10 protein-coding genes are annotated in these 15,441 nt (G+C 65.2%); 6 read left to right on the forward strand and 4 right to left on the reverse strand.

Annotation, left to right across the window (positions count from 1 at the left end; translation table 11 throughout):
- Window positions 1-43: 43 nt before the first annotated feature.
- The gene (gene ponA2 / locus ACAG25_RS21090) at window positions 44-2,551 is read right to left on the reverse strand and encodes a transglycosylase/D,D-transpeptidase PonA2 (protein ID WP_370490428.1); all 2,508 of its coding nucleotides are present in this window, start codon (window positions 2,549-2,551) and stop codon (window positions 44-46) included.
- A gap of 150 nt (window positions 2,552-2,701) precedes the next feature.
- Between ponA2 and ACAG25_RS21095 the strand changes: the two genes are divergently transcribed.
- Both ACAG25_RS21095 and ACAG25_RS21100 read left to right on the forward strand, forming a co-directional pair.
- Window positions 2,702-4,234: a protein kinase gene (locus ACAG25_RS21095; protein WP_370490429.1), complete on the forward strand. Its 1,533-nt coding sequence runs from the start codon at window positions 2,702-2,704 to the stop codon at window positions 4,232-4,234.
- Between the two features lie 206 nt (window positions 4,235-4,440).
- Window positions 4,441-5,100 carry a M14 family zinc carboxypeptidase gene (locus ACAG25_RS21100; protein WP_370490430.1) on the forward strand — a complete coding sequence of 220 codons (660 nt, stop codon included), beginning with the start codon at window positions 4,441-4,443 and terminating at the stop codon, window positions 5,098-5,100.
- On the opposite strand, the gene ACAG25_RS21105 is transcribed toward ACAG25_RS21100, so the two are convergent.
- Window positions 5,101-5,694 carry a peptidoglycan recognition family protein gene (locus ACAG25_RS21105; protein ID WP_370490431.1) on the reverse strand — a complete coding sequence of 198 codons (594 nt, stop codon included), beginning with the start codon at window positions 5,692-5,694 and terminating at the stop codon, window positions 5,101-5,103. It lies immediately after the preceding gene.
- Between the two features lie 342 nt (window positions 5,695-6,036).
- On the opposite strand from ACAG25_RS21105, the gene ACAG25_RS21110 reads away from it, so the two are divergent.
- The 3 genes from ACAG25_RS21110 (at window position 6,037) to ACAG25_RS21120 (ending at window position 10,341) form a co-directional block, all read left to right on the forward strand.
- Entirely contained in the window at window positions 6,037-7,599 is a 1,563-nt protein-coding gene (locus ACAG25_RS21110; RefSeq protein WP_370490438.1) for a serine/threonine-protein kinase, read from the forward strand.
- Window positions 7,600-7,671: 72 nt separating this feature from the next.
- A complete protein-coding gene (locus tag ACAG25_RS21115; protein WP_370490432.1) occupies window positions 7,672-9,909 on the forward strand; it encodes a CocE/NonD family hydrolase in 2,238 nt (745 codons plus the stop codon).
- An 84-nt stretch (window positions 9,910-9,993) separates the two neighbouring features.
- Entirely contained in the window at window positions 9,994-10,341 is a 348-nt protein-coding gene (locus ACAG25_RS21120) for a hypothetical protein (RefSeq protein ID WP_370490433.1), read from the forward strand.
- A gap of 132 nt (window positions 10,342-10,473) precedes the next feature.
- Here the strand turns inward: ACAG25_RS21120 and ACAG25_RS21125 are convergent, their stop codons facing one another.
- A complete protein-coding gene (locus tag ACAG25_RS21125) occupies window positions 10,474-11,721 on the reverse strand; it encodes an IS256 family transposase (RefSeq protein ID WP_370490434.1) in 1,248 nt (415 codons plus the stop codon).
- 57 nt (window positions 11,722-11,778) lie between these two features.
- Window positions 11,779-12,825 carry an IS110 family transposase gene (locus ACAG25_RS21130; protein WP_370490439.1) on the reverse strand — a complete coding sequence of 349 codons (1,047 nt, stop codon included), beginning with the start codon at window positions 12,823-12,825 and terminating at the stop codon, window positions 11,779-11,781.
- 1,130 nt (window positions 12,826-13,955) lie between these two features.
- Here ACAG25_RS21130 and ACAG25_RS21135 point away from each other — a divergent pair.
- The coding region (locus tag ACAG25_RS21135; RefSeq protein WP_370490435.1) for an IS481 family transposase at window positions 13,956-15,441 on the forward strand (1,486 nt) is incomplete at its 3' end.

The raw sequence follows: 15,441 nt of genomic DNA on the forward strand, positions 1-15,441 counted from the left end.
CGATTCCGACGGTAGATCCGCCCTATGACATTCCGTGGACCGCTTACGCCAGCGGAGGCGGCGGAGGCGGGGGCGGCGGCGGAGGCGGTAGTGGCGCCGGCGGAGGCGGAGGCGGCGGAGGCGGTGGCGCCCACGGCAGAACGATCGGCGGCAGACCGGGGATCTCGATGACGTTCGCCGGCGGAGGCGGCGGCGCACCGGGCGGAGGTGGAGGCGGCGCCGCGCTCGGAGGCGGCGGCCGGTAGACCGGCGCCGGGACGAAGCCGGTGCTGGTGTTGATCGTGACGATCGAGCCGGGGATCGTCTTGCCACGCGGCGTCGTCCCGACGACGGAGCCCCGAGCAGCGCTGCTGTTCACCGCGGTCGGCTCGGGCGCCACCTGAAAACCGGCGTCGGACAACTTCTTCCGTGCGGCATCCAGTTTCAGGCCGCTCACGCTGGGCACCTCACTACCCGGGCCGCCGTCGACGTAGCGCGGATCGGTGGGCGGCATGGCTATCGGGCCGTAGTGCTCCGCGATCGGCTGCATCGCCTCATACCAGGTGCGGGCCGGTTCGGTTCCGCCGTAGAGGTCTCCGCTGCCGCACTTCCGCAGCGGGTAGGAGCACAGACCGGACGGGGTGGGGGAGTCGTCGAAGATGTAGTTCGCGGCGGCGTAGCGGTTGGTGAAGCCGAGGAAGGCCGAGGACCGGTGTGACTCGGTGGTGCCGGTCTTGCCGGCCATCGGCAGATCCCAGCCGACGGATCCGGCCGCGCCGGTGGCGGTGCCGCTGATGTGGTCCTTGCCCAGCGCGTTGGTCAACGTGTTGGCCAGCCCCTCGGGCACCGCCTGCTCGCAGGGAGCGGTCGCCAGTTCCACCTCGCGGCCGTGCCGGTCGAAGACCGCGTCGATCGGGTTCGGTGGGCACCACATGCCGCCGGAGGCCAGCGTCGCTCCCACGTTGGACAGCTCGAGCGCATTGAGTTCCAGCGGGCCGAGGGTGAACGATCCGAGGTTCTGCCGCTTGACGAAATCGGCGAGGGATTCGTGGGTGTCGGGGTCGTAGGCGCGCGCGGTGCCCGGTTCGGCGTAGGACCGCAAGCCGAGTCTTACCGCCATGTCCACCGCGCGGGGGACGCCGATCTGAGCGATCAGCTTCGCGAACGCGGTGTTCGGTGACTTCGCGAGCGCATCGGTGACGTTCATCTGGCCGGCGAACCCGGCGACGTTGCGCACACACCACGTCTTGGGCGGGCAGCCCGGGTCGCTGCTGTCGCCCAGCCCGGTGCCGCGGAACGCCTGCGGTACGTCCAGTGTGGCGCTGATGCCCAGCCCCATGTCCAGCGCCGCGGCCGTGGTGAAGATCTTGAAGATCGAGCCGGCGCCGTCCCCGACGAGGGAAAACGGCTGCGGCTGGACCGTCTCACCCTCGTTGAGGTTCAGGCCGTAGGTCCGGTTGTCGGCCATCGCGACGACGTCGTGGCTGTCCTTGCCGGGCCGGATCACGCTCATCACGCTGGCCACACCGGCGGTAGTGGGGGCGGCGACGTCATCGACGGCGGTCTTGACGCTGCGCTGCACCGTCGGGTCCAGGGTGGTGCGGATCAGGTAGCCGTTGCGTGCCACGTCCTCCTTGCTCAGCCCGGCCCGGGCCAGGAAGGCCATTGCGTACTCGCAGAAGAACGCGCGGTCCCCGGCGGCGATGCAGCCCTGCGGCAGCCGGCTGGGCTGCCGCAGCACCCCCAACGGCTGCGCTTTGGCGGCGCGCAGCTCGTCGGCCTGGGCGGGCAGGTTCTCGATCATGGTGTCGAGCACCAGGTTGCGCCGCTGCAGCGCGGCGTCGGGGTTGGTGTACGGGTCCAGGGAACTGGTCGAGCGCACCATGCCGGCCAGCAGCGCTGCCTGCTGCCAGTTCAGGTCGGCGGCGTTGATGCCGAAGTAGGTCTTCGCGGCGTCCTGCACCCCGAACGCGCCGTTGCCGAACGACACCAGGTTCAGATAGCGCGCGAGGATCTCCGACTTGGGCATCGCCACATTCATCGCCAGGGCCGCGCGGATCTCGCGCAACTTGCGTGCCGGAGTGATCTCGACGGCGGCGCGACGCTCGGCGTTGGTCTTCGCCGTCACCAGCAGGTTGAAGTTCTTGACGTACTGCTGCTCGAGCGTGGACCCGCCCCGGGTGGACAGGTCGCCCCGCAGGTAGCCGGCCAGCCCGGTCAGGGTGCCCTGCCAGTCGACGCCGTTGTGTTCGGCGAAACGTTTGTCCTCGATCGCGACGATAGCCAGCTTCATCGTGTTCGCGATCCGGTCGCTGGGCACCTCCCAGCGGCGCTGCTCGTAGAGCCACGCGATCGGGGTGCCCTCGACGTCCACCATGGTGGACACCGCGGGCACCTCACCCTCGATCAGCTGTGTGGATTCCTCACTGGCAGAGGCGGATACGCGCATGATCGCCGTCCCCGCACCGCCGACGAGCGGGAACATCAGCGCCGCGACGAGCAGCCCGGCCAACAGGCAACACCCTGCCAGCTGGGCGACCACCACCCCCGGTGTGCGACGGCTGTCGCGCATGACGCCAGCCTAAAGCGATGACGGGTGTCGGCGGGGTGGATCGGGCGGGATGATTGAGGCCGGCAATTACACCGCAGCGTGCGATCCGATGACCCCGCTCCGTGAGTCATCGGTTGCGCAGGCGGTTCGGCCGGCGGGTAACATCGCGTCATGTCGCTGGGGGAGGGGCAGGTGTTTGCCGGCTACACCGTCGTGCGCCGGCTCGGCAGCGGCGGAATGGGCGAGGTGTACCAGGTCGAGCATCCTCGACTGCCCAGGCGCGACGCGTTGAAGCTCCTGACAGCAGACGTTGCCGAAAACCCGAGTTTCCGGGAGCGCTTCTTGCGCGAAGCCGACCTGGCATCGACGTTGTGGCATCCGCACATCGTTGGTGTGCACGATCGCGGCGAGTGTGACGGCCAGTTGTGGATCTCGATGGACTTCGTCGACGGCGAGGATGCGGGGAGCTTGATTGCCCGCAAGTACCCAGTCGGCATGCCGGTTGAGGAAGTGGTGACGATAGTGGAGGCTGTCGCATCGGCCCTGGACTATGCCCACACCAAGGGTCTGCTGCACCGCGATGTGAAGCCCTCCAACATCCTGCTTGCCCGCCGGGAGGATAACGGACCTCAGCGGGTTCTCTTGACCGACTTCGGTATTGCGCGGTCAGTGGACGACAACAGCGGCCTCACAGACACCAACATGACGGTTGGGACTGTCGATTACGCGTCTCCCGAACAACTGATGGGGCAAGAACTGGATGGCAGAGCTGATCAGTACTCATTGGCCGCGACGGCGTACCACCTCCTGACGGGGTCGCCGCCGTTTCGCGACTCAAATCCAGCGGTTGTGATCGGACGGCACATCAAAGCGTCGCCGCCTGCACTCTCGGCCACCCGATCCGAGCTGGCCCCTCTTGAGGACATCATTGCGGCGGGACTCGCGAAAGACCCCGACCATCGCTACCCGACTTGTACCGATTTCGCTTTGGCGTTGCGGGATCGAGCCACCGACGAATCCGAACTATCAGCGGCATCAGCTGCAACGGGGATCGCGCCGATCGGTCCGGGACATCCCGCGACAGGTACACGAATGCTGGCTCCGGGGTGGTATCCAGATCCGAATGAAGCCACGCGTTCCCTGTATTGGAACGGCCGCGAATGGCATTCCGCAAGTATCCCGAAAACTGCTGGGGCAGAAGACGAGGACGTAGCTTCACGTAGCACAGGCCGGACGATGGCATTGCCTGTCCTGACAGCTTCCGTGTTGGTGCTCGCGCTGGTCGCCGTGAGCTTGGCCATCTACCTGGTTGTTCGAGAGCGATCGAGTGAACCGACACCGAACGCGACACCCGCGCCGTCATATGTTGAACCATCGATGCCACCACCGACGTCGCCGACAACAACCTCTCCGACCATGACTCAGACGCCACGGCCCACACTTGTGACGCCAGCACCGCCAGTCCCTACCTCTCCCACAAGAGTCCTCTACTGGGAAGCGACGATCGTCGGCACCTGCGATGAGGGCGGCTCGTGTGGCGTCAAGCAACGAGCTGCGCCTTATGTGGAGGCAGACCGACTGTATCGCAACGACTTACAAGACGGCATGAGCGTACAGGTAGGCTGCTACACCCTGGGAGATTCCCGCGCCAGCAGCGGGCATGGTTCGAGCAGCATCTGGTATCGACTCCTCAACGGTGCCTAAGTGAATCTCGTGTACACCACACTAAAGAGACCGATCGGAATGCCGGAGTGTTGAGCACGAGGCTGAGGTGCGGGGCCATCCTTTCAGTCATGCCCCTCGTTCTGGGCGGTGCCGCAGGATGCGGGATGTCATCCCCGGAGACTGCGGTGGCATCCTCCACGCCGACACCCAGCAGCACCGTGAGCTCACCGGCAAAGGGTGAGCCAGTGCCGACTGCCGTGCCGGCCGGGTGGCAGGTTCTGGGTCAGTCTGTCGAAGGCAGGCCGATCCGGGCGATGACACTCGGACAAGGGCCGCGCAAAGTGCTGTTCATCGGAGGCATCCACGGTGACGAGAGCGAAGGGACGGTCACAACTGCGGAGTTGCCCGCCGAATTTCAGGCATCGGGACTGTCCGATTCCGTCACGCTGACGATCATCGAGGACGCGAACCCCGACGGCCGCGCAGCAGGTACGCGGGAAAATGCGCGTGGGGTGGACGTGAACCGCAACTTCCCGGCGTCCAACTTCAACGGTGCAGACCCCTCCAACGGCCCAGAGCCGCTTAGTGAGCCAGAAGCACGCGTCGTGGCAGAGACGATCAACGCGATCGCCCCCGAGCTCGTCATCGTCGCGCACTCTTGGTCCGGGCGGCAGTTCATCAACTTTGACGGACCGGCACGCGAGATGGCCGAGCGCTTCGCAGCGGCAAGCGGAATGCAAATAGAAGAATCGAACGCGTTCGCTCCGACTCCGGGATCCCTCGGTTCCTACTTCGGACGAGACCGGGGGATACCGATATTGACCATCGAAGTCCTCAAAGGCTCGGACCCGGTGTCTGTCTGGGAGCAGGTTCGTCCAGGCTTGATCGACGTTATGCGCGGTTGACTAGAGGAGTCCAGCCTCGATATCGGCGACAGCCTGCAAAGCCTCGGCGCCACAGGCTGTGAAAAGTTCGACAGGCCCGGCGGCCAGCAGCCCGTCCACTCTGCTTTGTAGATCGCCTGATGTCACGTGGGAGTACAGAGTTGAACCGGGGCATGCGGTGTCGGCGGTCGCATCCCGATGACCCGCGAGCGTGCTGGTGGAGATGCTGTACCGCTGAGCCGCCCACGCGCAAACGAGCGCCGCACCGTTGAGTTGTTCCTCGGTGACTTGTTCCTCGTCGAAGTTTCCTTCGCACAACACGAGGAAGTGTCCGGTCGGGTCATAATTCGTGGCGGTGTCCCCGACCAATTCGGGGTTCCGCAACTCGTAGATATTTCCGTTCCGGTCCACGCTGTAGTGGTACGCGATGTCGATCCAGCCGTGCGTGTCCTGGTGGTACTGCTGGTGCTGACGGAGGCGGCTAGGTGCGTTGCTGTTGGCGCCGAGGGTTACGGCTGTGTGGTGGATGGTCAACCGGTTCGGCGTGTGCGGGATCCCGCCGGGTCGCGCCGGCCGCGCGCCCCAGGCGTCGCGGCAGAGGATGAGGCGAGACATTGGCTCCACCATTGGTGTGCTGGCCGGAACGTCAGGTGGTGGTGGCGCTGGCATCGGTGCTGCCGACGGTGGCGGTGGCTGAGGCGAGCTGGTGGGCGAAGTCGGCTGGGCGGCCGTAGTGGAACGCGCACAGGCGCCCAGTGTGGCTACCGTCAGGCCAACGGTTCCCGCCAGCCGGAGTAGGCGACGCCGGTCGAAACTGATACCACCGTCGTCAGGTACCGGCGGTGGCGCTTCCATAGCGGCAACCATACGCACATTTCGGCGGTGGATGCAGTAGTTCCGATCAAGCCGTGGGCCCTTTGCCTGTGTTGATCAGAAATTAGTTTTGTACGATTGGGCATGCCCTTGAGAGAAGGTGCGGAATTTGCTGGTTACAGCATCATCCGCCTCCTGGGCAGCGGGGGGATGGGCGAGGTCTATCTAGCGCAACACCCTCGGCTGCCCCGACTGGAAGCGTTGAAGATCCTCCCGCAATCGGTGAGCGCAAACGCGGAGTTTCGCGAGCGGTTTGCACGCGAGGCGGACATGGCTGCTGCCCTGTGGCACCCCCACATCGTCGCTGTCCACGACCGCGGTGAGTGCGACGGCCAACTGTGGATAGCGATGGACTACGTGGAGGGAGCGGATGCAGCGCGATTGATTCGCGACCGCTACCCCTACGGAATGCCGGCGAAGGACGCGCTCGAAATCGTTTCGGCGATTGGCGACGCACTCGATTATGCCCACGAGCGTTATTTGATGCACCGGGACGTCAAGCCCGCGAACATTCTCATCGCCCAAGGTCGGGCGGGTGACAGAAGAATCCTGCTGGCAGATTTCGGAATTGCCAAGGCAGTCAATGAGAACCACGGGTTGACCGCCACCAACATGACCGTTGGCTCTGTGGCCTACGCGGCGCCGGAGCAGTTGCGGGGCGACCGCATCGACGGCCGTGCAGACCAGTATGCGTTGGCCTGTACCGCATTCCACCTCCTTACTGGACGCCAGCCCTTTGTCAACTCGAATCCTGCCGCGGTGATCGGCAGCCATATTTCTGCCACTCCGCCGTCATTGAGCAGCGTCCGCTCAGACCTGGCCTCCATGGACGGAGCGATGAATAGGGGGCTGGCCAAGAGTCCTTTGGACCGTTTCGATACTTGCCGGGAGTTCGCGTTGGCGCTGGGCCACGGGGATGCGGCATGGGCCGTCTCCACCGCGGGCACGCAGATGGCGCTCAGCACTTACCCGCCTGCACCCCGTGGTACCGAGCCACAGCTTCCCGTTGCCTCGTCGACGACGTCCAGCAGATCGATGAACAGCGCCGCCGTAGTCGTGCTTGCCGTTACCGCGCTCCTGGCCGTCGGCGTCATCGCGTTCGTCGGCGCTAAACTGGCTCAGCAGACCTCACCCCAACAATCAGCCGGTCCGACGGAATCGCCAGGCCCCGCCTGGGATGAGCGGGAGCCGTCAGTGATACCGCCGCCTCGTACGGAGACGGTGACGGAGACCGCGACCGTAAACCCACCGCCGGCGGCACCGCCTCCGCGGCCCCTGCCACCCCCGTCACGGACCGCAGCACCTTCCGCCCCGGCAGGTGATCTGGGGTTGCGTACCCCCATGAGCCGACCGCTGTGCAACGGCCAAGGGATCGTGGTGCTGGGTAACGTCACGACCCCTGGTCAGTACGCGCAGGGCATCCAGGATCTTCTGAATAGATACCCAGGGGCGTCGTACCTGCGCACAGACCAATCCTGTCCGTCCCTGCGTCAAGCAGATGACGAAGGGGATCCGATCTACGCCGTCTATCGCACGGCCGGATTCTCGGCGGCGGAAGTTTGTCGAGGTGTGCGCGCGGCGGGTGGCGGCGCTTATGGGAAATGGCTCGATTACACCACCCCGCCGAGCTACATCATCCCGTGCTGAGCGGTCCTTACATGGCCGCCGAGATGAGCGAACCGCCCGCGACGCCCCGCTGCGCGCGGTAAGCAGGAAGCCGTGGCTGCGGGAATGTTCGTGGGTCGGGTCGGTGGGTTGGCGGTGGCTCTGGGTATCGGGGCGGCGGTCCTGGCGGGGACGGGCGCCGCGCTCGCCGACGACGGCGGCGGTGCGTCGGACACGTCGAGCGGAACGTCGCAGACCTCGGATGCCGGGCCGCGGTCGTCTGACACGACCTCCGCGCGGCAAGCATCGTCCGAGCCGCGCGCGAAGAATAGGTCAGCTATTGCGGGCGCTGCTGCCGACCAGGCGTCGTCGGGCGAGCGCGGGACGAGCCGCTCGGTGGATACCGATGAGTTGGACGACGGTGACTCGATCGAGGCGCAGCTCAGCGAGTCGGTGGACGCCGAGACCGTCGCCGCCTCGGCACCGGAGTCCGATGTCGTCACCACAGAGATCTCCTCGGTCGTGCCCGCGGATGTCGGGGACGGCGAGGAGCCCTCCGAACCGGCGCAGTCGGCTCTCGCGCTCACAACGTTGGCCAAGGCGCGAAGCAGAGCAGACGAGGATGTCCCGGCGGAGGTCGCCGCGCAGGCGACAACCAGTGTGGCCGCCGACGAGTACGAGCTTCCGACCGACGTCTCGGTTCGTGAGGTGAGGGCACCGCTGGAATGGCTGCAGGAGGTCCCGGTAGTCGGGCGGTTCGTGGTGACGCCGATCGTGCATCTGCTGCACGCGATCCCGTTCGTCTCCGAGATCGTGCATCCGCTGATCGGCTTCCCCATCGACCACACGGCGGCGCCCAGCACGCCACGGGCGCGCAGCGTGAAGGTGACGTCGTTCGACGGCACCGAAATCTATGTGCACTTCATGCCGGCCAAGGGGTTGGCGGCCGGGAAGTCGGCGCCGACGGTGCTCAACGGTCCCGGCGTCGGGCTGCCGGGTGCGACCACGTTGAACAATCGGCTCGACAGTTTCCTGCCTTACGACGTGGTCGGGGTCGGGAAGTTGCGCAGCGAGGGCTACAACGTGGTCAGCTGGGATCCGCGGGGGGAGTGGAACTCCGGGGGGCGGATGGAGTTGCAGTCGCCAGATTTCGAGGGCCGCGACATCTCGCACATCATCAGTTGGCTGTCGACGCTCGACTCGGTGGCGAAGGTCGACGGTGATCCGAGGATCGGGATGGTCGGGGTCTCCTACGGCGGTGGGGTGCAGTTCTCGGCCGCGATCGTCGACCGTCGTATCGATGCGATCGTGCCCACTGTCGCGTGGAACAGCCTGGTGGACGCGATCTTTCCGCGGCAGGCGGTCAGCAGTGTGTGGGGGACATTCCTGAGCGCGCTGCTGACGATCACCGGGGCGCGGCCCAACGAACGGGTGCTGCCGGCGGTCATCGGGGCGGTACTCACCGGCAAGGCCAAGCAGTCCGACATCGACTTGTTCAACAGCCGCAATCACGCCGACCGGCTGGGTGAGATCACCGCACCGACGTTGTTCATGCAGGGCACGGTGGACACCCTGGTTCCCCTGGCGCAGGCGGACCTCAACGCGCGGGCGCTGATCAAGGCGGGTACCACGACGAAGGTGGTGTGGTTCTGCGGTGGCCATGGTGCGTGTCTGAGTAGCCGCAACGACGGCCAGGTGGTGTGGCGCGAGACGATGGAGTGGCTGAACCGCTACGTCAAGGGAGACGAAACCATCGACACCGGACCGCAATTCGAGTGGGTCGACCAGCGCGGTGACTGGTACTCCTCCGATACGTATCCGGTGACGACGGGTGAGCCGGTCACCGCCGTCCTGGGGCGCAGCAAGCGCATCGGTTACCTCCCGCTGATCGGTGCGTCGGGACCCAATCCGTGGGTGATCACCCGGGGTCTGGTGCCGGCGATCATGGGGCTGCCGTCGGCGGCGCCGGCGCTCAACGCGGTGAATCTGCGGGTGCCGAAGGCCACCGAGTTCACCCACCTGATCGGCGCCCCGGAGCTGACGCTGACCTACTCGGGCACCGGCAACGCCAAGCACGTCTATGCGCAGCTGGTCGACAACCGGACCAAGCTGGTGCTGGGCAACCAGGTGACGCCGATTCCCGTTGTGCTGGACGGTGAGTCACGCACTGTGACGTTCTCGATGGAACAGATCGCGCACACGCTGCGGCCGGGGGAGTCGCTGACGCTGCAGCTGGTGACCTCGGCGTTCCAGTTCGTGAACTTCTACTCGTGGGGGGCGATCCAGGTGGAGGGGATGTCGCTGGAGTTGCCGACGTTGGCGGGGGCTGAGGTGGTGGAGGTGGCGGCATGAGAAGAGGTTCGCGGTCCCGCCGATTTCAGTACATCCCTCTGTCGACTGGGGGCGGCAGTGAGTTCAGGTGATCGGTTTCGCGCTTTGGATGACGTTCTGTTCGAACGAATCCTTGCGGTCGTCGCTCCAGGAGACGAGATCTACACGCTGACGTCGAAGCGTCCCAATCGCATCGTTTCGATCGATCGCTCAGGAATCGGCGTTGAGACACTGCGATCAGAAGGCCGTGATTCGGGACCACAGCTCGTACCGGCATGGATGATCAACGAAGCGTGGATGCATCTCCGTCGCCATGGCCGGCTGAGTCAGAAGGAATTGCTCGATGACCTCAACGTGAAGCGGTCAGCCTTTGTGTGTGCCTTGCTGTCGCAGTTCCGCGACGTCGCGGTCATCTCAACCCAACCGACGGTCCTCGAGCTCGTGAGCCAATAGGCAACAACGCATCAAGATTCACCGTCTTGGAGACGCTGTTCGAGGTGTCGCATCACTGATGGATTGGCGATGGTGTGCTTCTCGTCATGGTCAAGTCCCCGGAAGTGGTGTAGTGCTGCGTGATCCGGTGGGTTAGGCGGTCAGGGCGGGCATGTCGTCGGCTCCTATTTCGGGGTTGTCGTTGGTAATGGTGGTCAGGCGGCAGCGGGCGAGGATGTCGAGGCCGAGGTAGCGGCGGCCTTCGGCCCATTCGTCGTTCTGTTCGGCCAGCACGGCGCCGACGAGACGGACGATGGCGTCGCGGTTGGGAAAGATGCCGACGGCGTCGGTGCGGCGGCGGATCTCTTTGTTGAGTCGTTCGGCGGGGTTGTTAGACCAGATCTGGGTCCAGACGTCTTTGGGGAATGCGGTGAAGGCCAGAATGTCTTCGCGTGCAGCACTGAGGTGTTCGGCCACCGCGGGCAGTTTGTCGGTGACGTAGTCGATGAGCCGGTCGAACTGCGCGGCCACCGCTGGGGCGTCGGGTTGGTCATAGACGCTGTGCAGCATGGCTTTGACCGCCGGCCACATGCTCTTGGGGCAGATACTCATCAGGTTGGCCGCGTAATGGGTGCGACAACGCTGCCAGGCCGCTCCGGGCAGGTTCGCCGCGATCGCCTCGCGCAGGCCTGCGTGGGCGTCGCTGGTGACCAGCCGGACCCCGGCCAGCCCGCGGGCGACCAGGTCGGCGAAGAACTCGTTCCAGGCCGGGCCGGTCTCGCTGGTGACCACCCGCATGCCCAGGACCTCGCGGTGTCCGTCGCCGTTGAGGCCGGTGGCCAACAGCACCACCCCGTTGACCACCCGGCCGCCTTCGCGGACCTTCATCGTCAACGCATCCGCGGCGACGAAGGTGAACGGACCAGCCGCATCGAGCGGGCGGTGGCGGAACTGTTCGACGTGCTCGTCGAGGTCGGTGGCCATGCGGCTGACCTGCGATTTGCTGAGCGAATCGATGCCCAGGGTCTTGACCAGCTTGTCCATCCGCCGCGTGGACACGCCGGCCAGGTAGCAATCGGCGACCACGGTGATTAACGCCGATTCGGCCCGCTTACGGCGTTCGAGGAGCCATTCGGGAAAGTAGGTTCCCTTGCGCAGCTTGGGAACCGCGACGTCGATGGTGCCCACCCGGGTGTCCAGGCCGCGGTGACGGTACCCGTTGCGCTGGGCGCGGCGCCCCGGTGTGGGTTGGCCCCATTCGGCGCCGACGACGGCATCAGCGTCCGCGGAGAGCAAGGCGTTGATGACCGTCTGCAGCAGTGAGCGCATCAGATCGGGAGAAGCTTCGGACAGGGCCTCGCCAAGAAGGCCTGCAGGGTCGACAATGTGGGGTGCGGTCATCGTGATGCTCCTCGAGGATTCTGTGGAAGGTTGACTCGAAGGACGCTTCTATGTTTGTCAATGGGTGGTTGAGGCGTTGAGCGCGCGATAGAGTTCGCGGGCGGTGTAACGCTTGAGTGCGCGGCGGATCTCGTTGTCGGACTTGCCGCGTGCTCGGCTGGCAGCAATGTAGGCGTGAGTGCGGGGGCACATTCGCCACCGTGTCAACACAATGTCGTGCAGCGCGCGATTGAGCTGCCGGTCGCCGCCACGGTTGAGTCGGTGCCGGTGGGTGCGGCCGCTGCTGGCTGGGACCGGACTGACTCCTGCTAGGGCCGCGAACGCGGCTTCATTGCGGCAGCGGCGCTGATGCGACCAGGACACGATCAACTGGCCGCCGCTGACCGGGCCGACGCCGAGTCTGTCCTGCAATCCTGGAGCGAACACCTCGACCAACTCAGTGAGCTGGCGCTTGTTGTCTGCCAGAGCGCGGGCACTGTCACGGATCGCCGAAGCCAAACGTCGCGCTTCCTGTCGACGGACCCGCGCCTCGGTCGACTCGCCGCGGTGGCCGCGCCGGCGCACGATGACGCCGAGGTTGTGTTCAGACATCGTCAGACGGGCGAGCAGCCGATCGTTATCGTCGCCGGTGAGCAGCAGCGCCCGGAGCCGATTGATCTGTGCGGTACGCGAGACAGTCAGGTCACAGCGTGCACCAAGAAGAATGCGGATGGCTTCGCGGTCACCGTCGCTGCGCGGCAGCGGCTTTCGGGCATCGTCCATCCGCAACACCTCCAGCGCGGCAAGCCGGGCATCGATCGGATCGGACTTGCCGCGGCGGCGATGACGCCGACGGGGGCACTCGACCTCGACTACGACCAGTCCGGCGTTGGCGAGAACACGAGCAAGCCCGACTCCGTAGCTGCGTGTTCCCTCAAGTCCGGCGACGAGGCGAGGACCTGGCGCATGATCGGTGATCCAGACCAAGGCTTCGGCGAATCCCGAAGCGTTGTTGTCGATGGTCAGGGTTGCGATAGTCGTGCCGTTGGGCGCGGTCATTTCCAATGCATGAGTGTCTCGGTGGGTGTCGCCACCGATGACAGCGTCCACCGTTTCTGCCACCATTGCCACGGCCCTTGTGCTCCTCTCTGCGTACGGGTCAGGACGGCACCGGCCTGGAGCAACCACTCGGCGGCATATCTGTGACGGGTCACGTGCCACGACAGCACGGACAGGCTTCTGATCAGGCCAGCAGGTGGAGCGGGCCGGTGCCGACGCCAGCAACGACGGGTCCTTCGCATGGCACACCAAAGCGGTGGCCAAATCACGCGTGAGTCAGTCCCTGGCATCGACACCGATCCTGACAGCGACTCAACAGCCGAATCGCTACAGCACACACTCACAGATCACGCGGTGGCCGCTTTACGTCCATCACCAACACGATGACGAACCCAGCAACCGCGCTACACCACTATGCGGGACTCAACTCTCGTCATCTGCACCATGAAGCTCCCAGCGGGACTTCGAATGCTCGACTACGACGGTGTGCATGGCGTCGACACCAATGAGCATGCCGCGTGTGAACAACAGACGTCCGTGCTGTCGTGCCTCTTGGCGCGTGGGCGGCCGCATTGAGGTGCAGGCGTGACAGAGCAATGTGCCGATGGACGGTTCGCGGACGCATCGTTTGCAGATCGAGGCCCCGCAGCAGTCGCAGGCAACCATCCCGCCAACGCAGAGAGCGCAACACTTTGTGGCAGTACCTGCATTCGGCGTATGTAGCGCCGAAATGACCCTCGCGGTCGATGAAGCCCGAGTCCAAGAGTTGGCGTGTGCTTTGGTCGACCCTTCGGGCGTCTGTCTCACCGGGGGCAAGCGCCACGTCGTAGCGCCACTCTCGGCCGTGGTCGACGGTGACCATTTGCATTACCGACGCACCGATGTCGAGGGCATGCTTTGCCGCTTGCGGGACCACATTCTGTAGGGACAGCCGCAGGGCATCCGGTAGAACCCGAAGCTGCGGAACTAATGGCTTCGTGTCGGGGGCCCATGCGGACAGTGCCTCCGCTGTTGCATCTTCGGATGCTCTCGGAGCTCGCCGCAGGTGGCCGCTCGGGGTGAAGTCGCGCGATGTCGTCCTCGCATTCGAGATGACCGACAGCCGGATCCTTTGATCTGTATGGGTTCAGGACATCTTTGACCGTTTGTCATCGGGACATCGTTTACAGGCAACCCGTGCCTGCCACGGTCTGGTGGTGGTCAATCCAGAGGTTCCCGAATCTGATTCCGATGTTGCGGCACGTGTCACCGTTGAGATCCGTCTGCGTGCCGTCACTGAAGTCAACGACGGCGCACCCGTTGGTGAGGTAGCCGAACGGTACGGCGTCACGCGGCAGACGGTCACGGCGTGGCGCAAGCGCTACGAGGCCGGTGGTCTGGAGGCTTTGGCCGATCAGTCGCGTCGCCCACATTCCAGCCCGGGCCGGATCTCTCCCGATGTCGAAGCGTTGATCTGCGAAATGCGCCGCCACCATCGACGCTGGGGTGCCCGACGCATCGCGTACGAACTGAAGCTCGAAATCGGCAGACAAGCCCCGTCGCGATCGACGACCCACCGCGTTCTGGTGCGCAATGGTCTGGTGAATAGCCAGGAGCAGCAACACAAACGAGTCTACAAGCGGTGGGCACGCGAAGCGCCGATGCATCTGTGGCAACTCGACATCGTCGGCGGGGTGTTCCTGGTCAACGGCCGCGAGCACAAGATGCTCACCGCCATCGACGACCATTCTCGGTTCGTCGTCGCCGCAACCGTCCTACCTGTGCCGTCCGGTCCTGCTGTGTGTGATGCGTTCCTGGCCGCAATCGCCCGCTGGGGTGCACCATTCGAAGTGCTCACCGACAACGGCAAACAGTTCACCGGCAAGTTCACCAGGCCATTACCGGCCGAGGTCCTCTTCGAACGGATCTGCCGCGACAACGGCATCACCGCCCGATTGACCAAACGACGCTCACCAACGACCACCGGCAAGGTCGAACGCTTTCACAAGACGTTGCGACGCGAACTCCTCGACGAGACAGGCGCATTCGATTCGATCGAGGCCGCGCAGGCAGCCATCGACGAATGGGTTCACGCCTACAACACTGTGCGGCCCCACCAATCGCTGGACATGGCTACGCCAGCGAGCTTGTTCCGCAGCCGAGTGACCGATCCGGAACTGCACCCGGCCGCTGACGTCAGCCGCCCCGACGAGCCGGCCAGCCCCATTCCGCTGATAACACCGCCGAACGTCCGCAGTGGGCCGCTGCCGATCGAAATGGAGGCCCGTGTGCCGCCGTCGGGCGTTGTGGTGATCGCGGGTCTGCAGCAGCTCTGGGTCGGCAAGAACTACGCAGGGCTGACGGTGACGCTGTGGATTCACCTGACCAGCATCCACATCCTGCTCGCCGACGAGGTGATCAAGACCGTCTCCTCACGAGTGACCACCGCCGACCTCAAACGCCTGTCACTGCGCGGAGTTCGAGCCGGGCGACCCGACCCCGCCGAGCCCGCGCCACCCGGTACCCGCTCCAGCAGAGGAACGACGCCCGTCGAACTCGAGCGCACCGCCAGCCGAGACGGCATCGTCGTTGTCCGCGGTCAGGAGCTGGCCCTGGGAACCGGTGGAGAAATTGTCAAGACCTGTGGATTGGGGTGTTTCAGGCGACCTCCGTTCCGGTGCGCTCGTCACCGTTTGAAGGCGG

Origin of the sequence: Mycobacterium sp. pV006, from assembly GCF_041287115.1 — a bacterium.
In the GTDB taxonomy this organism is placed as follows: domain Bacteria; phylum Actinomycetota; class Actinomycetes; order Mycobacteriales; family Mycobacteriaceae; genus Mycobacterium.